The 21,858-nt window shown below is 51.0% G+C and carries 23 protein-coding genes; 10 read left to right on the top strand and 13 right to left on the bottom strand.

The features are described from left to right. Nucleotides 1–16: 16 nt before the first annotated feature. The gene (ppsA, locus tag Pan241w_RS18695) at nucleotides 17–2,440 is read right to left on the bottom strand and encodes a phosphoenolpyruvate synthase (RefSeq protein ID WP_145218764.1); all 2,424 of its coding nucleotides are present in this window, start codon (nucleotides 2,438–2,440) and stop codon (nucleotides 17–19) included. Between the two features lie 450 nt (nucleotides 2,441–2,890). Between ppsA and atpD the strand changes: the two genes are divergently transcribed. Genes atpD through Pan241w_RS18745 form a run of 10 tightly spaced genes read left to right on the top strand, consistent with a single transcriptional unit; the run spans nucleotide 2,891 to nucleotide 10,263 of the window. Beyond that, the gene (gene atpD / locus Pan241w_RS18700) at nucleotides 2,891–4,294 is read left to right on the top strand and encodes a F0F1 ATP synthase subunit beta (RefSeq protein ID WP_145218766.1); all 1,404 of its coding nucleotides are present in this window, start codon (nucleotides 2,891–2,893) and stop codon (nucleotides 4,292–4,294) included. Further along, the gene (locus Pan241w_RS18705) at nucleotides 4,291–4,686 is read left to right on the top strand and encodes a F0F1 ATP synthase subunit epsilon (protein WP_145218768.1); all 396 of its coding nucleotides are present in this window, start codon (nucleotides 4,291–4,293) and stop codon (nucleotides 4,684–4,686) included. Before atpD ends, Pan241w_RS18705 begins: the two co-directional genes overlap by 4 nt. Continuing rightward, nucleotides 4,679–5,032 carry an AtpZ/AtpI family protein gene (locus Pan241w_RS18710; protein ID WP_145218770.1) on the top strand — a complete coding sequence of 118 codons (354 nt, stop codon included), beginning with the start codon at nucleotides 4,679–4,681 and terminating at the stop codon, nucleotides 5,030–5,032. The genes Pan241w_RS18705 and Pan241w_RS18710 overlap by 8 nt, the downstream gene beginning before the upstream one ends. Then, nucleotides 5,032–5,352 (top strand): ATP synthase subunit I, encoded by a 321-nt coding sequence (locus Pan241w_RS18715; protein WP_198000015.1) that lies wholly within the window; start codon nucleotides 5,032–5,034, stop codon nucleotides 5,350–5,352. Before Pan241w_RS18710 ends, Pan241w_RS18715 begins: the two co-directional genes overlap by 1 nt. Next, nucleotides 5,349–6,077, top strand: a complete 729-nt coding sequence (locus tag Pan241w_RS18720) for a F0F1 ATP synthase subunit A (protein WP_145218774.1) — start codon at nucleotides 5,349–5,351, stop codon at nucleotides 6,075–6,077. The genes Pan241w_RS18715 and Pan241w_RS18720 overlap by 4 nt, the downstream gene beginning before the upstream one ends. 14 nt (nucleotides 6,078–6,091) lie before the next feature. Then, nucleotides 6,092–6,370: a F0F1 ATP synthase subunit C gene (locus Pan241w_RS18725; RefSeq protein ID WP_145218776.1), complete on the top strand. Its 279-nt coding sequence runs from the start codon at nucleotides 6,092–6,094 to the stop codon at nucleotides 6,368–6,370. 30 nt (nucleotides 6,371–6,400) lie between these two features. Next, on the top strand, nucleotides 6,401–7,198 hold the full coding sequence (locus tag Pan241w_RS18730) for a F0F1 ATP synthase subunit delta (protein WP_145218778.1): 798 nt from the start codon (nucleotides 6,401–6,403) through the stop codon (nucleotides 7,196–7,198). A gap of 49 nt (nucleotides 7,199–7,247) precedes the next feature. Next, nucleotides 7,248–8,795 (top strand): alternate F1F0 ATPase, F1 subunit alpha, encoded by a 1,548-nt coding sequence (locus tag Pan241w_RS18735; protein WP_145218780.1) that lies wholly within the window; start codon nucleotides 7,248–7,250, stop codon nucleotides 8,793–8,795. A gap of 1 nt (nucleotide 8,796) precedes the next feature. Then, on the top strand, nucleotides 8,797–9,699 hold the full coding sequence (locus Pan241w_RS18740) for a F0F1 ATP synthase subunit gamma (protein WP_145218782.1): 903 nt from the start codon (nucleotides 8,797–8,799) through the stop codon (nucleotides 9,697–9,699). Between the two features lie 57 nt (nucleotides 9,700–9,756). Next, the gene (locus Pan241w_RS18745) at nucleotides 9,757–10,263 is read left to right on the top strand and encodes a CBS domain-containing protein (protein WP_145218784.1); all 507 of its coding nucleotides are present in this window, start codon (nucleotides 9,757–9,759) and stop codon (nucleotides 10,261–10,263) included. A 19-nt stretch (nucleotides 10,264–10,282) separates the two neighbouring features. Here the strand turns inward: Pan241w_RS18745 and hypE are convergent, their stop codons facing one another. The 12 genes from hypE to Pan241w_RS18805 all read right to left on the bottom strand — a co-directional run bounded on the left by hypE (nucleotide 10,283) and on the right by Pan241w_RS18805 (nucleotide 21,175). Continuing rightward, entirely contained in the window at nucleotides 10,283–11,320 is a 1,038-nt protein-coding gene (gene hypE, locus Pan241w_RS18750; protein WP_145223439.1) for a hydrogenase expression/formation protein HypE, read from the bottom strand. A 78-nt stretch (nucleotides 11,321–11,398) separates the two neighbouring features. After that, entirely contained in the window at nucleotides 11,399–12,493 is a 1,095-nt protein-coding gene (gene hypD, locus Pan241w_RS18755; protein WP_145218785.1) for a hydrogenase formation protein HypD, read from the bottom strand. Beyond that, complete coding sequence (locus Pan241w_RS18760) at nucleotides 12,490–12,765, bottom strand: HypC/HybG/HupF family hydrogenase formation chaperone (RefSeq protein WP_145218787.1); 276 nt, start codon at nucleotides 12,763–12,765, stop codon at nucleotides 12,490–12,492. The genes hypD and Pan241w_RS18760 overlap by 4 nt, the downstream gene beginning before the upstream one ends. Next, on the bottom strand, nucleotides 12,756–15,053 hold the full coding sequence (hypF, locus tag Pan241w_RS18765; protein WP_145218790.1) for a carbamoyltransferase HypF: 2,298 nt from the start codon (nucleotides 15,051–15,053) through the stop codon (nucleotides 12,756–12,758). Before hypF ends, Pan241w_RS18760 begins: the two co-directional genes overlap by 10 nt. Beyond that, nucleotides 15,031–15,720 carry a hydrogenase nickel incorporation protein HypB gene (gene hypB / locus Pan241w_RS18770; RefSeq protein WP_145218792.1) on the bottom strand — a complete coding sequence of 230 codons (690 nt, stop codon included), beginning with the start codon at nucleotides 15,718–15,720 and terminating at the stop codon, nucleotides 15,031–15,033. The genes hypF and hypB overlap by 23 nt, the downstream gene beginning before the upstream one ends. Beyond that, nucleotides 15,717–16,088 (bottom strand): hydrogenase maturation nickel metallochaperone HypA/HybF, encoded by a 372-nt coding sequence (locus Pan241w_RS18775; protein WP_198000017.1) that lies wholly within the window; start codon nucleotides 16,086–16,088, stop codon nucleotides 15,717–15,719. Before Pan241w_RS18775 ends, hypB begins: the two co-directional genes overlap by 4 nt. Further along, the gene (locus Pan241w_RS18780; protein WP_145218796.1) at nucleotides 16,081–16,560 is read right to left on the bottom strand and encodes a hydrogenase maturation protease; all 480 of its coding nucleotides are present in this window, start codon (nucleotides 16,558–16,560) and stop codon (nucleotides 16,081–16,083) included. Before Pan241w_RS18780 ends, Pan241w_RS18775 begins: the two co-directional genes overlap by 8 nt. A 26-nt stretch (nucleotides 16,561–16,586) precedes the next feature. Continuing rightward, nucleotides 16,587–17,879 (bottom strand): Ni/Fe hydrogenase subunit alpha, encoded by a 1,293-nt coding sequence (locus Pan241w_RS18785; RefSeq protein WP_145218798.1) that lies wholly within the window; start codon nucleotides 17,877–17,879, stop codon nucleotides 16,587–16,589. Nucleotides 17,880–17,884: 5 nt separating this feature from the next. Beyond that, complete coding sequence (locus tag Pan241w_RS18790) at nucleotides 17,885–18,673, bottom strand: NADH-quinone oxidoreductase subunit B family protein (RefSeq protein WP_145218800.1); 789 nt, start codon at nucleotides 18,671–18,673, stop codon at nucleotides 17,885–17,887. Nucleotides 18,674–18,675: 2 nt separating this feature from the next. Beyond that, nucleotides 18,676–19,551: an FAD/NAD(P)-binding protein gene (locus Pan241w_RS18795; RefSeq protein WP_145218802.1), complete on the bottom strand. Its 876-nt coding sequence runs from the start codon at nucleotides 19,549–19,551 to the stop codon at nucleotides 18,676–18,678. Continuing rightward, nucleotides 19,548–20,675 carry a 4Fe-4S dicluster domain-containing protein gene (locus Pan241w_RS18800; protein WP_145218804.1) on the bottom strand — a complete coding sequence of 376 codons (1,128 nt, stop codon included), beginning with the start codon at nucleotides 20,673–20,675 and terminating at the stop codon, nucleotides 19,548–19,550. Before Pan241w_RS18800 ends, Pan241w_RS18795 begins: the two co-directional genes overlap by 4 nt. Then, a complete protein-coding gene (locus Pan241w_RS18805) occupies nucleotides 20,672–21,175 on the bottom strand; it encodes a Crp/Fnr family transcriptional regulator (RefSeq protein WP_145218806.1) in 504 nt (167 codons plus the stop codon). The genes Pan241w_RS18800 and Pan241w_RS18805 overlap by 4 nt, the downstream gene beginning before the upstream one ends. Between the last annotated feature and the right edge of the window lie 683 nt (nucleotides 21,176–21,858).

The following is a 21,858-nucleotide window of genomic DNA, read 5'->3' on the forward strand; positions in this document are numbered from 1 at the left end:
TCTGTTTGCTAAATGTTTATGACACGCTGACTTTAGCGCCTAACTCAGCTTCGACCTCAGCTATACGTGTGACCGTTTTCAGAACGGCATCGGGGTTGAGTGAGATACTGTCAATCCCCTGCTTCACCAGAAATTCCGCGATTTCAGGATAGTCGCTGGGAGCCTGACCGCAAATCCCGATTTTTCTCCCCGCCCCTTTAACGCGATGAATCGCCGCTGCAAGCGAATCCATTACGGCAGGATCGCGCTCATCAAAGATGTGCGCCACGACTTCAGAATCCCGGTCAACGCCCAACGTCAATTGCGTCAGATCATTGGAACCAATCGAAAAACCATCAAAGATTTCCGCAAATGCCTCGGCCTGAATCACATTACTCGGAATTTCACACATGATGTAGATTTCAAGGCCGTCTTCTCCACGGTGCAAGCCATGTTTGGCCATCTCTTCTAAAACCTTTTTCCCTTCTTCTACCGTGCGACAGAAGGGGATCATCAGTTTCATATTCTTCAGCCCCATCGTTTCGCGCACCTTGCGCATCGCCTGACACTCAAGACCAAAGGCATCACGGTAGTGCGGGTGATAGTACCGGGAAGCCCCTCGAAAGCCGATCATCGGATTCTCTTCTTTCGGCTCGTAAAGCTGTCCGCCAATCAAATTGGCATATTCATTCGTTTTGAAATCACTCATCCGCACAATCACATCACGCGGATAAAAGGCCCCCGCAATCATCGACACTCCCTGCGCCAACGTATCGATAAAAAACTCAGGCTTATTTGTATAAGAGGGAGTTAGACGATCGATTTCTTCTTTCAAAGACTGGTCTTTCAACTGATCGTATTCCAGAAGTGCCATCGGGTGAATCCGAATGAACGAATTGATGATGAATTCCATCCGGGCCAACCCGACGCCGTTGCTGGGAAGCATCGAAAGCCGAAAGGCCTCATTGGGATTCCCCACAATCATCATCACGCTGGTTTTGGGGTGCGGCAATTCAGTGAGATCGACTTCATCGACGTTATAATCAAGCTGCCCCTCATACACAAAACCGGTATCCCCCTCGGCACAGGAGACGGTCACCATCGTTCCGGAGGCAATCGCGGTCGTGGCATCTTCCGCTCCGACAATCGCCGGAAGTCCCAGTTCCCGGCTGACAATCGCTGCATGACAGGTACGACCACCGCGATTGGTAACAATTGCAGCCGCTTTTTTCATAATCGGTTCCCAGTCCGGATCGGTCTTGTCAGTGATCAGCACATCACCGGGCTGAACTTCATCTAAATGTTTCGCACTTTGAACCACACGTGCGATGCCATGACCGATTCGTTCCCCCACACTATGCCCGGTAGATAGTACTTTTCCGCGCTGATTGAGATGATAAGTCTTTAACCGTTTGATCTCTTTATTTGAATGAATGGTTTCAGGACGGGCTTGGACGATAAATAATTCACCTGTGACACCATCTTTGGCCCATTCCATATCCATCGGGCAGAAGTGTCCCTGCACATTGGAATAATGATCTTCAATCAAACAGGCCCAGCGTCCCAATGTCAGAATATCTTCTTCGCTGAGTGCGTACTGCTTTCGATCGGCGACATCAACGGGCACATTACGGGTCATTTTCCCGCCCCCGGTGTCATAGATCAGTTTGAATTCCTTCGATCCCAATGACTTCTTCAGAATCGGTTTATAGCCAGTTTTGAGCGTCGGCTTGAATACATAATATTCATCCGGGTTCACACTTCCCTGAACGACATTTTCCCCTAATCCATAGGCCGCGTTGATTAAAACCGCATCCCGAAACCCGGTTTCGGTATCAATAGAAAACATGACCCCGGACGAAGCCAGATCGGAACGGACCATCCGCTGAATTCCGATCGAAAGTGCAATGTCAAAATGATCAAAGCCTTTTTCCGTGCGATACGAAATCGCACGATCCGTAAACAGGGACGCAAAGCAGCGACGACAGGTATCCAGTAAGTTGGCTTCTCCCTGCACATTCAGATAAGACTCCTGCTGCCCGGCAAAACTCGCATCGGGCAAATCTTCGGCGGTCGCACTACTCCGCACAGCAACATCAATGCCTCCGGTCCGATTGTCGCTCAGTCTTCGATACGCCTGTACAATTTCCTCTAGGATGGATTCCGGAATTTCAGCAGCGAGAATCGCATGTCTGACTTTTAAACCATGCTCCTGAAGATTAGAAATGTCCGAGGTATCCAAATCCTGGAGTATGTCCCGGATCTGTTGATCCAGGCCGGTTTCCGACATAAACAGACGGTAGGCAGCCGCCGTCGTGGCAAATCCATTGGGTACAGAGATCCCCTTGGAATTCAAATTGCAATACATTTCCCCCAGTGAGGCATTTTTACCTCCTACCGCAGGGACATCTCCGATGCTGATTTGCTCGAACCATAAAACCAGAGGCTCCTTCGTCGTCACAGTGCTACTCCTTGCTTTCTAATTATGAATGTGCGCCATCAGTGCTCGGTCTTTCCAGATTAAAAGCGGCTCAACGCCTTTAAACCCCACCACTCTGATCCAGAGATCAGGCCCCTGATTATATCTAACCTGAGAACGCCGATCAAATTTTCTTGCCGCTTTCTCGTACCTATAATTCGCCAGTCTCATTAGTACCAAGAATATGTGGGACTTCAATAGAGGCAATTCCCGGTACTCCCATGGGGAAAACCATTAGTTGAATTGTCCCCTCTCGTTGGCATTACAAAATCGTACGAAAACAACCATAATTCATTTTCAATCGCTTGCGTTCTGCTAATATATCCTTCATTTTCACAGCTATAGGCTAGTAGTCAGACGGCTGCCAATTTGATAACATGAAGTTATGAGTCAACGGGAGACCTGTTTAGCACAGGAAGGATGCGTTTCTCTATGCAGCAGAAAATCCTGACCAATGATCTCAACCAGGGAACGATTCTCTCGGTTCGAGGTAGTGTCATTGATGCCCATTTCCCCCATCATTTGCCACCAGTCCAAAGCGAGTTGCATGCCGGTAATGATCAGGAGATCGTGATTGAAGTCCTCACCCAGTTAAATAATCACACCATACGCGGCATTGCTTTAACATCCACACGCGGGTTATCACGCGGTTCAAAAGTCAGCAATACCGGCCATCCGCTCAAAGTTCCCGTGGGACAAGAACTTCTGGGCCGGATGTTAAATGTGTTCGGGCAGACCATTGATGTCGGAGAACCAATTGCCAGCACCAATTGGCGCTCGATCCACCATGATTCGCCGGCATTAGTTGAACGCCCGCCTCGCTCTGATATTTTCAAAACCGGCATCAAAGCCATTGACCTGCTTTCCCCACTGGAACGAGGCGGTAAAGCAGGACTGTTTGGAGGAGCCGGCGTCGGAAAAACGGTGTTAATCACCGAGCTGATCCACAATGTGGTCGGGGCGCACAAAGGAGTCAGTCTATTCTGCGGTATTGGCGAACGCTGCCGGGAAGCCGAAGAATTATATCGTGAAATGAAAGAGGCAGGCGTCCTCGAAAACACTGTCATGGTCTTCGGCCAGATGAACGAACCGCCGGGCGCCCGTTACCGGGTGGGGCATGCCGCGCTGACAATGGCAGAATACTTTCGTGACGAGCAACGACAGGATGTGCTGCTGCTGATTGACAATATTTTCCGCTTCATTCAGGCAGGAACCGAAGTCTCTGGGCTGATGGGAGAACTTCCTTCACGGGTCGGCTATCAACCCACGCTGGCTTCCGATCTGGCAGAACTGGAAGAGCGGATTTGTACGACTACAAACGGATCGATCACTTCGGTGCAAGCTGTATACGTCCCCGCCGATGATTTCACTGACCCATCTGCCGTCCATACTTTCGCCCACCTTTCCACATCCGTAGTTCTGTCTCGCAAGCGGGCTTCAGAAGGGCTTTATCCCGCCATCGATTTATTGAACTCCAGCTCCAAAATGCTGATGCCTCCGATTGTAGGCGATCATCACTATCAGGTTGCGCAAGCAGTACGGGAAACATTGGCGAATTACGAAGACCTCAAAGACATCATCGCCATGCTGGGGCTGGAAGAGCTTTCCCGCGAAGACCGACGAACGGTGAACCGGGCACGCCGCCTGGAACGGTTTATGACACAACCGTTTTTCAGCACCGAGCAATTTACCGGTTATGAAGGCAAGTTTGTCTCATTGGAAGAAACCCTGGATGGTTGCGAACGAATCTTAAATGACGAGTTTCACGATGTCCCGGAACGCGCCCTGTATATGATTGGTTCCATAGCGGAAGTGAAAAAGAGCGACGCCAAATGAACCTGAAAGTACTATTACCCACCGAAATCAAAATCGACCAGCCGGTGACGAAGATCATCGCAGAAGCGGAAAATGGTTCCTTCTGTTTAAAGCCAAAGCATGTCGACTTCTTATCGGCACTGCTACCAGGGATTTTGACTTTTGTGGACGAACAGAACTGCGAAAATTATCTGGGAATAGGCGGGGGCATTCTTACAAAAACCGGATCAGAAGTGCGTGTTTCCACAATCTATGCCGTTCAGGGGGACGATCTGGGCACACTCCGCCAGAGAGTTGCCGAACAATTTGAAGAATTCCATGAGCGCGAGCGACTCGTTCGTTCCGCGATTGCCAAACTCGAAGCGGATATTCTCAGGCACTTTGTACAACAGGGAGCGACCGTCGATGTCTGAGCCCTCCCCGGAACAAAACAGTGATTCCACCAAAGCAAACTTTGAGCCGCATCAACTACACCTGCATAATCAGACGGAAATAGAACAACGGATTGCCGCTCAGGAAATGCGAAAACTAAAAGCAAAAAGCGAAAAACATCATACGATCTGGTTTGGGCTCGGGATGTTCGGCCTGATTGGCTGGTCGGTCACAGTGCCCGCCGTCGTAGGAGCCATCATCGGGATGTGGATCGACTCACGCTGGCCTTCCCGTTACTCATGGAGCCTGATGCTGCTGATCGGCGGAATTTGCTTAGGCTGCTTTAATGCCTGGAAATGGCTGCACAAAGAAGGAAATATCGAATAATGAATCAACTTTTGACAATCCAGCTGATTGTAAGCTTCATTGCGGGCACAATTCTGGGAGTCCTCTTTTTCGGCGGACTCTGGTTCACAATTAAGCAACTCCCCAAAGCCAGACACCCCTGGCTCTTATTTCTGATAAGTGCGATCAGCAGAACGCTGATCACACTGGCCGGCTTCTGGTTTGTTGGAATCTGGCTCTCTGAAACTGGACGCTGGCAACGAATGGTCGCCTGCCTGCTCGGCTTTATGATCGCCCGTTATGCCTGCACGCGTCAATTGAGACCGGAAAACACGAGATTTTCAGGAGAAACCGTTTCATGAATATTTCTCCTGATGAACCGCTCTGGCAATGGGAATTCATCATCCTGAACCGGACGATTCTGTTTACCTGGCTTGTCATGGCGTTGCTGGTTTTTGTATCCTGGCTGATCACACGCCGGCTCTCTTCCAGTACGAAATTGTCACGTGGTCAGAACCTGCTGGAGGTGCTGGTACTCGGCCTGCGCGATCAGATTCAGGAAGTCAGCCAGCAGAACCCCGGCTCCTATCTCCCATTTATAGGGACCCTGTTCTTATTTATTGCTGTTTCCAATATTATGGCGATCGTCCCCGGCTACCATCCTCCCACCGGTTCACTTTCCACAACAGCCGCACTGGCAACCTGCGTGTTTGTGGCTGTTCCCATTTACGGCATTGCTCAACAGGGTTTTCTGGGATACATGAAGCAATATATCAGCCCGTCCATTTTCATGCTGCCCTTTAATGTCATCGGCGAACTCTCACGCACCCTGGCTCTGGCAGTTCGCCTTTACGGAAATATGATGAGCGGCGCTGTCATCGGTGCGATTCTGCTGGGATTTGTTCCACTGTTTGTTCCGATACTGATGCAGGCGTTCGGATTACTGACCGGAATCATCCAGGCTTACATCTTTTCTGTCCTGGCGATGGTCTACATCGCATCAGCAACGCATTCAAATCTCGATCAACACGTTAAAGAAAACGTTCCGGACGATCACACGGAACCCGTAAACACAAAGAGTAACTAAAAGAGGATATTTTTATGGATTCAAATACGATTATAGCAGCCGTCTCCATCTTTACCGCAGGAATCACCATTGCCCTTGGCTCAATGGCACCTGCCCTGGGCGAAGGACGGGCACTGGCCCAGGCACTGAGTGCAATTGCCCAGCAACCCGATGAAGCAAGCACCATCACACGTACCCTGTTTGTCGGTCTGGCAATGGTGGAATCAACGGCAATTTACTGTTTCGTCATTTCCATGATTTTGATTTTCGCGAATCCGTTCTGGAATTACTTTCTGCAGGCAAACGGCGGTTAATCAGTTTGAAATAGAAGACAGGGTTAAACAATGTCCATTGATTGGTTTACTTTTACCGCTCAAATTCTCAACTTCCTGGTCCTGGTCTGGTTGTTATCGCACTTCCTGTATAAGCCAATCCTCAATGCCATGCAGGAACGGGAAAAACAGATCGCGACAGAACATGAAACCGCAGTCAAGCTTCAACAACAGGCGGAATCTGAAGCAGCATCCTACAAAGAGAAAACAGAGCAACTGACCCATGCGAAAGATGAACTGCTGGCCGACGCGGGGAAAGACATCCAACACTGGCGCGAAGAACATCTGACACGCGCCCGCGCTGAAGTGGATGAGGAAAAAACCGAATGGTATCGGGCATTACATCGGGAACGCGAGTCATTTCTGCGCGAAGCCCGACTACGGATGGCGGGTCACATTCATCACATGAGCCAATGTGTATTAAAAGAACTCGCCAATACCGACTTGCAGCAACAGACGATTCAGGTATTTCTTGACCGGATCAAAGGAATTGATGAGCAACAAAAAAAGCAATTCATCTCTCTGCTTGAATCGACACAAAATAACATTCTGGTGGAAAGTGCGTTTTCCCTGAGCCAAGCAGACCGTAAAAAGATCACTGCATTCGTGCACGATTTTTTAAGCACCGATGTCGACATCGAATTTCAGGAAAAACCGGAACTGATCTGTGGAATTGACTTTCATGTCGGAGGCTACAAAATTGCCTGGAATATCCAGGAACCACTTGAGGAACTGGAAGAGGAGTTTGTTCAATCGCTTAATGAAGTCATTACGTTGGAATCAGGAGTAGAAGTCCCCTCAACATCGTAATCAGGAACGAGTATTCAAACAGGCTGACGTACTATATTGAAAGTAAGACATGTCGATTTCCCCCGAAATCAAAACACTCCTTGATCGCACCTTTGAAAAATTTGATGGTGTACTGGCAGAGCATATTTTCGAGCCACGACCGATCGAAATCGGCAAAGTCACGTACGTCGGTCGCAGCCATGCACGCGTCAGCGGCTTACCCAATGTCCAATCGGAAGAACTGTTGCAGTTCCCCAACCACGTTCTCGGCCTGGCATTAAACCTGGACGTAGATGAAGTCGGCGTCGTTCTGCTTGACCACAGTGAGCAGTTGACTGCCGGCGATGAAGTTCGGCGGACCCATCGCCTGCTGGATGTCCCCGTCGGCGAATCATTAATCGGACGCGTCATCGACCCGGTGGGACGGCCGCTTGATGGTCATGGACCGGTTTCTGCAGCCGAGCGCAGACCTTATGAACGAGATCCCGCTTCGATTACCGACCGTGCGCCGGTGACCGTTCCTCTACAAACCGGTATCAAAGTCATTGATGCATTAATTCCCATCGGTCGTGGTCAACGAGAACTGATTCTGGGAGATCGACAAACGGGAAAAACCGCCGTCGCCATTGATACAATTATCAATCAACATAATAAAGATGTAATTTGCATTTACTGCGCGATTGGCCAACGCAATACAGCAGTCGCCAAGGTAATCGACGATTTACGACAACACGGAGCCCTCGAATACACGGCTGTGGTCGTTGCTGAAAGCGATGCCCCTCCCGGCCTGCAGTTTGTCGCACCTTACGCAGCCACAACGCTGGGTGAATATTTCATGGATCAGGGAAAAGATGTACTCGTTGTCTACGATGATCTCACTTCCCATGCGCGCTCGTATCGCGAATTATCGCTGCTGTTGAGACGCCCTCCGGGACGAGAAGCATTCCCCGGCGACATTTTTTATCTGCATTCCCGTCTGCTGGAACGTTCGACACATTTAAAAGAATCTTTGGGTGGCGGTTCTCTGACAGCATTGCCTGTCGCGGAAACAGAAGCCCAAAACCTGTCTGCCTATATCCCGACAAATCTGATCTCAATTACCGATGGTCAGATTTATCTTTCGCCTCATCTCTTTCAAAAAGGGATTTTGCCCGCAGTGGATGTCGGTAGATCAGTGTCCCGTGTCGGTGGTAAAACACAGCTCCCCGCTTATCGCGCCGTAGCTGGCGACTTACGACTCTCTTACAGCCAGTTTGAAGAGCTGGAAGCATTTTCCCGGTTTAGCAGTCGACTGGATGAAGAAACGCTGGCCACACTCGAACGAGGTCGCCGGGTTCGTGAAATATTCAAACAACCCCAATATGAAACGCTTTCTGTTCCCGAACAAATTACCGTGTTACTGGCAATGGCCGGAGGCGCATTTGACGAGACTGATTTATCTCAGATTCGAAAAACAGAAGAATTCGTGCAAAAAATCCTGATCAATGATTTTCCAGACCTGAGTGAGGCAATTCAGGAAGGCCAGAAACTCACTGAAGAAAATCAACAAACGATTATTAATACTGCCAAAGAACTCATTCACAAATTTCATCACAAAACTCCTGAAGACAGCCCCTGAAATGCAAGACCTGGAAACCTTAAAGCGGAGCATTGATAGCACCCGAGATTTGCAGTCCGTCGTACGCACGATGAAAACTCTGGCAGCGGTCAGTATCCGACAGTATGAACAGGCCGTAGACTCTCTGGAAGATTACTCGGAAACGGTCGAACAGGGGCTTAAAATGGTGCTCTGGGACCTGGAACAGGAAACCAGCCTCTCGGAGTTACAGACGGATGGGACTACCGGCATCATTATTTTCGGCTCTGATCAGGGAATGTGCGGGCAATTCAATGAGCAGATTGCTTTGTACGCTTCAGAATATTTTTCTGATGACAATTTGAGATTGGAACAATTCGCCTGGATGGTGATCGGCTCCCGCATCCAGGGAAAAATACAGGATACGGGTGTTAACATCGATTTCGAGTTCACTCTGCCGGGCTCCGCCACAAGCATCGCCCCCCTGGTCACTGATATCCTGACCAACATTGATCATTGGCGTCACCAGCGACGTTTAGGACGCATCTTTATTTTCTACAACCAGCGTGTTTCAGCCTCGACCTATAAACCGCATGCGCTGCAGCTACTCCCGATTGATCCAGAACGGTTTTTCCGCCATCAAAAACGAAACTGGCCTTCACGCACGCTCCCCCTGTTTACGATGAATCGCAGTGTTCTCCTCTCGCGGCTGATTCGCCAATATCTGTTCGTCTCGTTATTTCGCGCCTGTGCGGAATCGCTGGCGGGTGAAAATGCCAGCCGAATCGCCTCCATGCAGGCAGCTGAACGCAATATCAAAGAACGACTCGTAAATCTGCAATCAGACTTTAACCAACAACGACAGACTTCGATTACAGAAGAATTACTTGATGTCGTCACGGGATTCGAAGCCTTGAAAGATTCCAAATTGAACGAATCAGGATAAAATAGAATTCGTAAAAGTGACTCATTCCAACATCTTCCTCATAGAAAGCGCAAACCCATGAACGATCCTATACAATCACCGCATGCCAAGAATTTTATGACACACTACGTAGAAGTAGTGACGCCCGACATGACTCTCACCGAGGTCATTCGCTTCTTACTGAAACATAAACTTTCGAACGCACCTGTAGCTGAAATCAAGCATGACAAGAAATTTCTCCTGGGCTTTATCTCGGAAGGCGATTGTCTGAAGGCCGTTTCCAATGAACTGTTTTTTGGTAACCCCAGTCCGCCACAAAGTGCGAAAACCATCATGACCGCGCATCCAATCTGTATCGCTCCTGAAACGGAACTATTTTCGATTGTCTCTATTTTCACGAGCCATAACGTCCATCATCTACCGGTCGTAGAAAACGGAGAACTGCTGGGCATTGTCAGTCGCTCTGATATTCTGAAAGAGATGGAAACCTACTACAGTCAAATCGTGCATACGAGTGATCACGAACGGCAATTACGCGATACCTCGCAGATCATGAATCTCAGATTTAATATTGACCGCGGTTAAAGCCTGCTAAAAAAACGGTTCAGCAGATTCGCGGCAAAGGACTCCCGAGTGGATCGTCGAGAGGCTGTTCTGCGCCAAGGGTCCGCCTGATGGTCACGGCTGCAATGCCCCGGGGTTTTACCGTCCCGATCACTCGAGCTTCAGCCGTTTCGGATAACGACTGTAGCAGGGACACGGCTTCACTGCCGGCCCCTGATTTAACGGCGATCACCATTGTCCCTTCATTGGCAATATGCAAAGGGTCCAGACCCAATAGTTCCGAAATCCCCCGCACGTCAGCCGCGATCGGAAGACTGCGTTCGTCGATACTCAGGGTCATGCCACTCGCTTCCGCCCATTCCTGCATCACAGCGGCAACCCCTCCGCGGGTGGCATCACGCAGACAGCGAATCTGATGCCCCATTGATTCGCGTAAGCATTCAACAGGTCGCAGCAAAGATCCACAGTCACTGGAGGGCAGCGGCTCCAACCCCAGTTCTTCCCGTACGGCTAAAATCGCAATGCCGTGTCGACCGATGGTGCCACTGACAATCAATTCGTCACCTTCCTGTAGCGTTGCCGCACCGGGCGGAATCGGCGCGATTAACTCGCCGACCCCCGCTGTATTGATAAACAAGCCGTCCGCGGCTCCCCGGGGAACCACTTTGGTATCACCGGCCACTATCTTAACTCCCGTCTGTTGAGCCGCGTTCGCAATACTTTCCAACACACGATCCAAAATCACCAGCGGCAACCCCTCTTCCATAATCAATGAAAGTGTGAGCCAGAGCGGCTTGGCACCACTGACGGCTAAATCATTGACTGTTCCATAAACGGCGAGCGTGCCGATATCACCTCCCGAAAAGAACAAAGGGGAAACCACAAAGCTGTCCGTCGTCAGCGCCAAAGACCCCATCACCCGTGGGAGTTGAGCGGCGTCGTTCATCGCCTGCAGAGTTTCGTTACTCAGAGCATGAATAATTCGTTCCTGAATCAATTTCCGTGAAAGGCGCCCCCCTTCCCCATGGGCCAGCGTCACACAGTCTGCATTGGCGGGAATGGAAACGGGGCAATTCATCTGCCAGGAGGAAAACGCGTTTTGCTCTTTGTCATGCATGTTCGAAATAACTAATTAGAGTTTGAATCTTCTGTTCGATCAACGGCTGGCTGTCATTCCATAACGATAGTAAGCCGCGCATGCCCCTTCAGAAGAGACCATCGGCGCTCCCAGCGGCGATTCGGGATTACAAGACTTTCTGAAATGAGGACAATCGGGTGGCTTAAGATGCCCGGTCATCACATCAAAACTGCGGCACTCATCGACGTGAATCACCGGTAACGCGGACGCGGCAAAACGTGTGCGGGCATCAAACCGACGGTACTCTGTTCGCAGTTCCAGGCCTCCCTCAGGTATCACTCCGAAACCACGCCAACCACGATCACAGATTTGATAGATCTCCCGTACCAGATCCTGCGCTGGCTGATTGCCGGCTGCCTGTACCGTGCGGGCGTACCGATTTTCAAGTCGTGCCTCATACGCTTCAAGCTGTTTCACGCACGCCAGAATTCCTTCCAGTAAATCCAGCGGTTCAAAACCAGCCACGACCACCGGCAGGCGATACTGTTTGACAAACGACTCGTACGATTCATACCCCATCACCGTGCAGACATGCCCGGCTGCCAGAAAAGCCTGAACCCGATTATCGGGTGCCTGAACCAAAGACTCCATCGCAGGCTGCACACGCACATGCGAAACAATCAGACTGAAATTGTCGAGTTGATCCCGATCGGCCTGCTTGACAGCCAGCGCTGTCGCAGGTGCCGTCGTTTCAAAGCCAACGGCAAAAAACACAACTTGCTTTTCAGGATGCTTCCGCGCCAACTGCACGGCATCCAGAGGAGAATAAACAATCTGAATTCGCGCGCCAGCCGTCCTGGCATCGAGCAATGAACCACGGCTCCCCGGCACGCGTAACATATCACCAAAGCTGGCCAGTATCACATCGTCGCGTTGTGCCAACTGGCAGGCAAAATCGATCGCTTCCTGGTCCGTCACACAGACGGGACAGCCAGGGCCATGTATTAACTCTACCATCCCTTCCAGTTCAGCGGCAATTCCATGTCTTAACAAGCTGTGAGTCTGCCCGCCACAGACTTCCATCAACGTCCAGCAGCGAGTGGAGACTCTGCGTATTTCATCCAATAATAACCGAGCGGCCTCAGGATCGCGGTATTCGTCAAGATATTTCATTGAGGTGCCTCAGCTTCATCCGATCGTTCTGGACGCCAGCCTTCATCGTCACCCCATTCAGCGATCGTTTCGAAAATCCGTTTCGCTTCAATCGGATCGATGCGGCTGATGGCAATTCCCGCGTGAACGACCACATAATCTCCCAACTCCGCTTCAGTGACACACGCCATATGCACAACCCGGCGGACTCCATCAAATTCCACTTCGGCCTGGGCAAACGTCCCTTCCCGTTCCAGCCAGCGAACGACCTTACCAGGTATCCCTAAACACATCGGCCTATCTCTTTCTGATTCCGTCGTGAAACCGCAACCGCCAGTTGCCCCGCCGCCAGACCGCCATCGTTGGGAGGAATCATTCCAGGCAATCCGAGTGGCTGCTGATTGTCTGCAAATTCCTCAACAAACAATTCTACCAGACATTGATTCTGAAAAACGCCGCCCCCCAGAACAACAGGCATCGGGGCATATCGACTACACAATCGAGCTACTGCTTGAGCCAGCCCGCGGTGAAAACGCATCGCCATCACAGACGGAGCAACTCCCCTGGCTCGATCTTTCAGTATCTGAGAAACCAGCGGACGCCAATCGAGTTGAATCGGCTTGCCTGCCTGTAAAACGATCTCATAACTCCCCGATTCTGACAAATCACAGTGCGATTCCAGCATCATCGCCGCCTGCCCTTCGAACACCGCATGCGTCACTCCCAATATCAGCGACGCCACGCCATCAAACAGACGACCGGCGCTGCTTGTTTTCGGTGAGAAACGCTCTGAATTGATGATTTTCAAAAACGGTTCTATCGACTCTCCAGTCAGATTCAATTGGGAAGCCGCCCGTTTCCCTTCTGCCTGCGCCACCAGGGAAACGGCGACCCGCCACGGTTCGCGGACAGCACGTTCGCCGCCGGGTAAAGGAAACGTTCGCAGATGCGCAACTCTCTCGTAACTGGTCGCCGTGGATAATAGGAGTTCTCCCCCCCAGATTGTTTGATCATCGCCCCATCCGGTTCCATCAAAGGCGATTCCTAATACCTGTTTGTCAAGCCAGCCCTGTTCCAACATTCCAGCGACGATATGCGCATGGTGATGCTGCACCGTTTCCAGTGATGCTGACTGCTGTTCCGCCCACTGAGAGGTGAAATAATTGGGATGCGAGTCGCAGACAAACGATGCCTGCTCCATCCCATATAATGTTTGTAAGGCCTGTAACTGATCCTGATATCGTTCACGGGAAGCCAGATTTTCCAGATCACCAACGTGCGGTCCCAGAATACTTTGTCGGCCGTTACAGAGGGCCAGTGCCGCTTTTTGATGTCCTCCCAGAGCAATGAGAGGTTCGTCGCACGGCAAATCCAAGGCACAGGGCGCCAGACCACGAGCCAGTCGAATGGTCACGCGTCGCCTCGCCATCCAGCGTACGACACTATCATCAATTGGACGTTCGATGGGGCGATCGTGCTCCAACCAGAGATCGGCGACTGACTTCAGTGAATCGCCTATACGTTCACTTTGATAAGCCAGCGGTTCCCCTTCGAGATTGGCACTCGTCACAACCAATGGTCCTAAGCACTGCTGCAGCAGTAACCAATGCAGGGGCGTTGTTGGTAACATCACACCGAGTAGATTCAAGCCGGGATTGACGCTAGGCGTCACGCTGGAATCAGTTCGCGCTCGCAATAATACTATCGGGGCGGCGGGGCCGCTCAATTCTCGGCGCTCTGAATTGTTGAGAAAGACCAGCGTTTCCGCTTGTTCTACAGAGGTCACCATCAGAGCCAGAGGCTTTCCAAAACGCCGCTTTCGTTCCCGTAGATTCGCTACCGCAGTTTCGGACGTCGCATCTACCAACAGCTGATAGCCACCTAATCCACGTACGCCAAGAATCTTTCCCTGCTGTAATACAGCGGTTGCTGATTGCAGTGCCTCGCGTCCCGATGCGAGATGTTGCCCTGTGGAATCGGTAGACCAGATACCTGGACCACAGGCGGCACAGGCATTTGTTTGCGCGTGAAACCGGCGATCAGTGGCAGACTGGTATTCATCCCGGCACAAATCGCAGAGTGGAAACTCAGACATCCCCGTTTGTACCCGTTCGTAAGGCATGGATTGGATGATGGAATATCGGGGACCACAGTGGGTACAACTCGTCAGGGGATAACCATCGCGTCGATTCGTTTCATCCGAAACCTCTGCCAGACACTCGGAGCAGACGGCCAGATCAGTGGGGACTTGTGTCGCCAGAGGTCCCTCTGCTTCACCGCCGATGATTTCAAAGCCGGTGAAGCCACTCTTGGTACTTTGTGTCCGTTGCCGTTTTTCAATGCAGGCTTCCTGGGGCAGATGTGCGTCCAGTTCTGTTTCGAAACGTTTTACGGCAGAGACACAGCCTTCCACAGTCAGTTCAACTCCCCCGGTCGTGTTTTTGATGCAGCCGACTAAGTCCATTTCGCGTGCCCAACGTGCGATCGCGGGGCGCAATCCGATTCCCTGCACGCGACCATTGAGGGTCAACTGCACGGCTGATTTTGATTCGGTGAGATCAGTGATTGCCTGCCGTTGCATGGTATCGAGCCAAAAGTTGTTGATGTTGCTGCTCCAGATAGTCGCACCAGTCCGACACGCCTTCTCCCTTCAAAGCACAATTCGTGAATACATCCAACTCCGGATGAATCCGGCGTGCATCCTCTGTGACTGCGTCGACGGAAAAAGGGACATGCGGCAGTAAATCAAGTTTGGTAATCACCATCACCTGACTGGTGCGAAACATCTTGGGATATTTTCCCGGCTTGTCATCGCCTTCGGTCGTGCTGATCAGTACCACTCGCAAATGCTCCGCCAGATCATGCGACGCGGGACATACCAGATTTCCGATATTTTCAATAAACAGAAAATCGACAGCAGGATCGCCCAGCGCCTGCAGCCCGCGCTGCACGAGCGGCAATTCAAGATGACAGGCGCCGCCGGTTGTCAGTTGTGCGACCGGAACCAGCGGCGCTAATCGCTGCGCATCTCGATCGGTTTCCAGATCCCCGACCAGAACCGCCATACTCCGACGACCGGCAAACTCTTGAGCCGTTGCTTCCAGAAGCGTCGTTTTCCCGGCTCCCGGTGATGAGAGTAGATTGACGACCAAGGTTCCCCGTCGTCCCAGCTGCTCACGCAGAACGGCTGCATCTGCTTTCTGATCTGCCTGGATATCTTTTTTGACGATAATCGTACGTTGATTCATGAGGCAACTCCTTCTACCGGGTTGTCTGAGCTGACGTTGATACTGATTAGCTTCACCTCGTCCCCCTGAATCACCTGCACTGCTCCCGTTGGGCAGGCAGGACACTGAAACTGAAAATCGACAATTTCAAACTGCTGACCACAATCATCACAAACCGCCATCACGGGGACGATATCCAAGGCCAACTGACACTCAGACGAAAACAAATCAGACACCATTTCCTCAAAAGCCGCTTGAAACAGCAGCGGTTCGACGCCGGATAAATCCCCCACCTGAACTCGTATTTCCGTGACCCGACCGCCCCCGTCCTCAGCGACGATCTGCTGCACCTGATGCAGTAAACGTTGAACCAGAGAGCGTTCATGCATGCTGCTTCTCCGTTTCATTTTGGTGAATGCTCAGTGCTTGACAAATCGAATCGACAGCGGTTTTCGCTCCCGCTTCGACTGTGTTAGACATCGATTGATCAGGCTGGACCTGCTGCACTTCCACTGCCCAGATCCGGACTGATGCGGGAAGTCGTTCCAGTTGCTGCGCCAACGCTAGAACAGCCGGCAATGAAAGATTATGCGTTCCCGACCAGCTGATCGATTCCAGTTCTTGACAAGGCCACTCCCATTGATGGACGCTGCCGACTTCCCCTGCTCCCAGACAGGCATCGCAAATCACTAGTTCCTGAACATGTTCGATCCAATCCAGCAATGCATCGGGAGTACGCACCAGACGAACAGAAATAGCTCGATCACTGATTCTGCTTTGAATGGCGTTGGCAATTTCCCAACCCACACAATCATCACCGTGAGGAGAGCCAATCCCTGCTATCATGGTCTGTGGTTGCATGACGTTACCGCTTTCAAATTGACTACTTAAGTCCGCTCAATTTTCACATTCAAAAAATGCGTCGAACAACTGATACAGGGATCATAGGCACGCACCAGGTTTTCACATTGCCGGGCCGTCTGCTGTTCATCATCACTGATCACTTGAGTAACCCATTGTTTCAGATCCGCTTCAATTTGCGCCTGATTTTGTGAGGTCGGCGGAATAATCACCGCTTTCACAATCTTGCCCGCTTCATCAATCACATAACGATGGAATAAGGTTCCCCGCGGTGCTTCTGTGGCAGCCATTCCCTCACCCGCCTGATACGAATAAGATTCACGCGGCTTCCCGGTCGGGTGATCGCCGCGCATAATCATTAATGCTTCTTCATAGGCATGCACAATTTCCAGCCCGCGTGCGATGATCGCCCGATGCGGGTTTTTGCACAGAGGTTCTAGTCCCACTTCATCTGCTAATTGACGTGCGGTCGGCGAAAGCTGTTCCCGATTCAGATTTACGCGTGCTAACGGACCTAATAAATAAGGCCGCCCCGTTGATTTGCGAATCGCCTGCAGTGCCGTCGAATGGGGAACGTGTCGTTCCTGGAATTCATCTTCATAGTGGCTGACTTCAATCGAATCGCCGCTGCTGGTTTTTATGAAGCCTTCATTCATGGGATATTCATCGGGATGAGACAGCGAAATATATTCGCATTCGGTTTCGAAATCGGGAAACTCAAAGCCGGCTACCCACCGTGTGGTCTCCACAGCGGCGTTCAAGCCCCATTCGAAATCGGGAATCAGTTTCTGAAATTCATCCCGCCGCGGCATGCGATAAAAACCACCGACACAGACATTGACCGGATGAATGGCCCGTCCCCCCAGCATGTCAACCAGTTGATTGCCGTGTTTCTTTAAGCGCAACCCTCGATTGACTTCGTCCGGAAACTGCTTCGCCATATCCAGGCCGCTGTCGAAGCCCAGAAAATCAGGAGCATGCAGCAGATGCATATGCAAGCCGTGACTTTCAATCCACTCGCCACAATAGAGCAACCGCCGCAAACGGCGTATCTCTGCTGAGGCAGTCACATCAAGGGCCGACTCCAATGCATGCACGCTACTCATCTGATAGGCCACCGGGCAAATCCCACAGATACGTGCCGTGATATCGGGTGTGTCTTCCAGCGGACGACCGCGTAAGAGTGCTTCGAACAAGCGAGGGGGCTCATAAATTTCCAACCGCACTTCATCTACCGCATCACCACTCAAACGAACGTAAAGCCCGCCTTCCCCTTCAACTCGCGTTAACGTTTCGACTTTGATCGTACGGTCAGCCATCCGCTCTACTCCCCATCCTGTTCGAGTAACCGCTGGCTTTCATTCCGAAAGGCGGGGGCATAAGCATTGAAGTTATGCAGGCGATGAGAAATCTCAGTTCGGGAATCGCCCTCCTTTTCCATATGTGTCGCCAGGCTCACCAGATTCGATTGCGGGGCCGGTCCGTAACAGCCGTAACATCCTCGGTGATAACTCGGGCACAATGCATGGCAGCCTGACTGCGTCACGGGTCCCAGGCAGGCAATCCCCTGTGCCACGGTCACACAAACGGTTCCGCGGCGTTTACAATCAAGACACACACTATGCTGCGGCGTGCGTGGCTTTCTGCCTGCTAATAAAGACTGAATCACTTCGATCAACTGATACTGATTGATCGGACAGCCACGCAATTCAAAATCGACTTTGACATGATCGGAGATCGGCGTTGAGCTTTCCAGTACCTGAATATATTCCGGTTTGGCATACACGGCCCGTATGAATTCATCGGTATCCGCCCAGTTCCGAAGTGCCTGAATGCCTCCTGCGGTGGCACAGGCACCGATCGTCATCAAATATTTTGAGTCTTTTCGGATCTGCTGAATCCGCTCGGCGTCGTGCAGAGTTGTGACAGAACCTTCCACCAGTGCAATATCATAAGGACCGTCTTCCATCCGGCTGGTGGCTTCCGGAAAATAAACAATCTCCAACGCTCCAGCGACAGCCAACAGCTGATCTTCCGCATCGAGCAGCGACAATTGGCATCCATCGCAGGACGCGAATTTGAAAACGGCAAGTCGGGGTTTTTCCTGTTCCACGATTACAGTCCTTCGACTCTCATATAAGGTGAAATTCGATCGTAACGAAAAACCGGTCCGTCTTTGCAAATAAACTCCGGCCCTAACTGGCAGTGTCCGCACAATCCCACCGCGCATTGCATATTGCGCTCGGTGGAAACCCAGATCTGCTCGGCAGTCATTCCCATCTGCAATGCGGCTCGGGCAGTGAACCGCATCATTAAATCCGGCCCGCAGATCATGAGAATTGTCCGCGCAGGATCAAATGTCTCTAACCGCTCCAGCAGCATCGGCACCACTCCCACATTCCCGTGCCAACCGGGACTGGATCGATCCACGGTCTGTCTGACATCCAGACCTCCTTCGCTCCATTGTTTGTACTCTTCCGTATAGAGCCGCATATCTGGTGAACGGGCTCCATAGAGCAAATGCAAGCGTCCATATCGCTGGCGTTCGGCAAGCAGACGATAAATTGCCGGGCGCAATGGTGGTAAGCCAATTCCCCCTGCAACCAGAATCACATCCCGATCAACACACAATTCCAAAGGCCAACTGGTTCCAAAGGGGCCCCGAAGCCCCAGTGTATCGCCGACTTTCATGCCCGCGATGCTGCGCGTCACATTTCCGGCGTACCGAATTGTATGCAGCAATGAATCGTGTGTTTCAGGATTCCCGCTCATCGAAATGGCTGACTCACCGGCTCCCGGAACATACAGCATATTGAATTGTCCGGGCTGGAAGCGATACGCGTCTGCGACAGCAGGATCAGTCAGTTCTAGTTGATACGTGGCGACGTCATTGACTTCGGCCGTGATCTTTTGAATGATCGCCGAATGTGGTAGCCAGGGATTATTTGCGGAATCGCTGTCCCCTCTGGTTGTCGCGCTCCTGGAATTCATGTTTCTCCGTCTTTCCGAATTGCAGCGACTTCCTGTGTCAGATCAATGCCCACGGGGCACCATGAAATACAACGACCACAGCCAACACAACCAGAAGTTCCAAACTGATCGATCCAGGATGCCAGTTTATGCGTCAGCCATTGTCGATAGCGATTGCGAATATTATTTCGAACCAGTCCCCCATTCATATAACTGAAGTTCATATTGAAACAGGAGTCCCACACGCGCTGTCGTTCAACGTGGTCGCCTGTCAGATCGCTGACTTCTTCGACCGAACTGCAGAAACAGGTCGGACAGACCATCGTACAGTTCGTGCAGGACAAGCAGCGTTCAGCGACATCATCCCAATGCGGCGACTCCAGGTTCGACATCAGCAAGTCATGAATATCGGTGGTATCCAATTCTCGCTCAATCTGATCAACAGCCTGTTGACGCGCTGCAGAGGCTTGGGTCAGCTGTTCGTCAGAGAGTTCCTGTGTCTTCAGAGCCTCAATGACCGTCTCACCTGCGGGTGTCGCCACTTCTACCACAAATCCGTCTCTCAGTTCGGTCAAAGCCAGATCAAAACCAGACTGACAGCGGGGCCCCGTATTCATGGAAGTGCAGAAGCAGGTTGCAGCCGCCTGTGTGCAATTCACGGCAATGACCAGGGTTTCTGCACGCCGCCCCTGATAAATCGGATCGACATACGCACCACCTAGAAAGACCCGATCCTGAATTTTAAGTGCCGCTAATTCACAGGCCCGCACTCCTAAAAATGCCAGTTTGGGTAGATCTTCATCCACTTCAGAAAACTGCCAGCCTTCCTCCGTACGATCTGCAACAGAGAGCGTACTCACCGGAGGAAACAGATGTTTTTTCCAGGAATGAGGGCCGACGACATATCCAAACAAGGCGTCATCATCCCGTTCCTGAAGACGATACTTACCTGGCTCCTGAATATCGGTCCAACCACGGGGCAGATCATTGACTGAAGTCAGACGATCATAAGTAATCGCTCCCTGATCAACGGTCGGCCCGATGACCTCATAATCCAGGCCGTACAGGACTTCGAAGAGCTTTTCGAACTGTTTATTTGAGAGAAAACAGGATCGAATCGCTTCCGTCTGCGGTTCTTGACTCATTCAGAAGCCCCTTCCGGAGTGTTTTGATTGTAGGAACTGGCATCGCCAAACATGTCAAGCACCTGTAGTCGGCTGGCAACCAGCCGCTGAGACAATGCCTTCGCGATCAGCCGCATGATCTGATAGCCAATGTCATGATCTTCATCGCATAGCGCGCGTAATTTCGCAGCATCAATGGCAATCGTTTGCGTGTCATCTACCGCGGCGACTGTTGCCGTCATCTCCCCCTGTTGTAGAACCGAGGACCAACCTACCAGATCCCCGGCTTCCAATGTCAGAACCGGCAGACAACCACGGGCGGGAATGCTCATACAAATTTCAACACGACCGCTACGGATAACATAAATGTCGTTGTGCTCGCAGCCTTCCGTAAAGATCGTGGCATTTTTAGGAAAATCCTGGGATCGCGATATCTCAGCCAGTTTTTTCTGATCCTCTTCCGACAACCCTGCCGTAAAACGAAGTTCCTTCAAGATTTGCTGAAGCTGTTGAGTCTCCATTGCAGCCTCTCATATTTGAAGAGTAGAAACGATACATCCAGATCTCTCTCAAGTTTAACCTTCTGTTACAAAACCGTCTATAGAAAGAGAGCTTCCGTCTGCAAGCTTAGATTTCGTGATCGCGATTTTACAGCGACTCTTTCGCTGTTCCAGAAATAGATAATAAGCACGCTTTGCCACGTATGGGGGATCCCCCCATACTCAGTGAAGAATATCATCTGATATCAAATCAGACTGATCGCCTGATGTAATATCTAGAGGGCGATTTTAAACTAATTGGGCATCGTTTCAAACTGGCTCGCTTATCGGACCGTTGAAGAAATCGCACTGGTAACGGAAGGAGTGATCGCTGTCAAAAATTATCTCACTTTTAAATAAGCAGAGCAGAAAACGGAGTATATTCCACCTTCGAATTGTGCCACTGCCCCAAAATAACATAATTCAACCCGCCCGATCGTATCAAAACGTTCTCAAATTAATACGATCTACATTTTCTTTTCAGAGAACTATTTCTGTATAATAGAGGTAGTGATCAGAATTATTTTTTCAACAACAACACGATACCCAAAGAAGGAAAACTAAAAAGTTTCCGAGACAGGTCCTGCAATCGGAGGAGCCCCTTACGATTCAGGGTCAGATTTATCCGTTGAGTGCATACCCGTCTTACTCAGAATTTCATGATC

Origin of the sequence: Gimesia alba, from assembly GCF_007744675.1 — a bacterium.
Lineage (GTDB): Bacteria > Planctomycetota > Planctomycetia > Planctomycetales > Planctomycetaceae > Gimesia > Gimesia alba.

Bases quoted from the DNA above. Each gene is read 5' to 3' on its own strand.
- atpD (WP_145218766.1), top strand. From the start codon at position 2,891: ATGCAGCAGAAAATCCTGACCAATGATCTCAACCAGGGAACGATTCTC.
- Pan241w_RS18705 (WP_145218768.1), top strand. From the start codon at position 4,291: ATGAACCTGAAAGTACTATTACCCACCGAAATCAAAATCGACCAGCCG.
- Pan241w_RS18710 (WP_145218770.1), top strand. From the start codon at position 4,679: ATGTCTGAGCCCTCCCCGGAACAAAACAGTGATTCCACCAAAGCAAAC.
- Pan241w_RS18715 (WP_198000015.1), top strand. From the start codon at position 5,032: ATGAATCAACTTTTGACAATCCAGCTGATTGTAAGCTTCATTGCGGGC.
- Pan241w_RS18720 (WP_145218774.1), top strand. From the start codon at position 5,349: ATGAATATTTCTCCTGATGAACCGCTCTGGCAATGGGAATTCATCATC.
- Pan241w_RS18725 (WP_145218776.1), top strand. From the start codon at position 6,092: ATGGATTCAAATACGATTATAGCAGCCGTCTCCATCTTTACCGCAGGA.
- Pan241w_RS18730 (WP_145218778.1), top strand. From the start codon at position 6,401: ATGTCCATTGATTGGTTTACTTTTACCGCTCAAATTCTCAACTTCCTG.
- Pan241w_RS18735 (WP_145218780.1), top strand. From the start codon at position 7,248: ATGTCGATTTCCCCCGAAATCAAAACACTCCTTGATCGCACCTTTGAA.
- Pan241w_RS18740 (WP_145218782.1), top strand. From the start codon at position 8,797: ATGCAAGACCTGGAAACCTTAAAGCGGAGCATTGATAGCACCCGAGAT.
- Pan241w_RS18745 (WP_145218784.1), top strand. From the start codon at position 9,757: ATGAACGATCCTATACAATCACCGCATGCCAAGAATTTTATGACACAC.
- hypE (WP_145223439.1), bottom strand. From the start codon at position 11,320: ATGAATTGCCCCGTTTCCATTCCCGCCAATGCAGACTGTGTGACGCTG.
- hypD (WP_145218785.1), bottom strand. From the start codon at position 12,493: ATGAAATATCTTGACGAATACCGCGATCCTGAGGCCGCTCGGTTATTA.
- Pan241w_RS18760 (WP_145218787.1), bottom strand. From the start codon at position 12,765: ATGTGTTTAGGGATACCTGGTAAGGTCGTTCGCTGGCTGGAACGGGAA.
- hypF (WP_145218790.1), bottom strand. From the start codon at position 15,053: ATGCAACGGCAGGCAATCACTGATCTCACCGAATCAAAATCAGCCGTG.
- hypB (WP_145218792.1), bottom strand. From the start codon at position 15,720: ATGAATCAACGTACGATTATCGTCAAAAAAGATATCCAGGCAGATCAG.
- Pan241w_RS18775 (WP_198000017.1), bottom strand. From the start codon at position 16,088: ATGCATGAACGCTCTCTGGTTCAACGTTTACTGCATCAGGTGCAGCAG.
- Pan241w_RS18780 (WP_145218796.1), bottom strand. From the start codon at position 16,560: ATGCAACCACAGACCATGATAGCAGGGATTGGCTCTCCTCACGGTGAT.
- Pan241w_RS18785 (WP_145218798.1), bottom strand. From the start codon at position 17,879: ATGGCTGACCGTACGATCAAAGTCGAAACGTTAACGCGAGTTGAAGGG.
- Pan241w_RS18795 (WP_145218802.1), bottom strand. From the start codon at position 19,551: ATGAATTCCAGGAGCGCGACAACCAGAGGGGACAGCGATTCCGCAAAT.
- Pan241w_RS18800 (WP_145218804.1), bottom strand. From the start codon at position 20,675: ATGAGTCAAGAACCGCAGACGGAAGCGATTCGATCCTGTTTTCTCTCA.
- Pan241w_RS18805 (WP_145218806.1), bottom strand. From the start codon at position 21,175: ATGGAGACTCAACAGCTTCAGCAAATCTTGAAGGAACTTCGTTTTACG.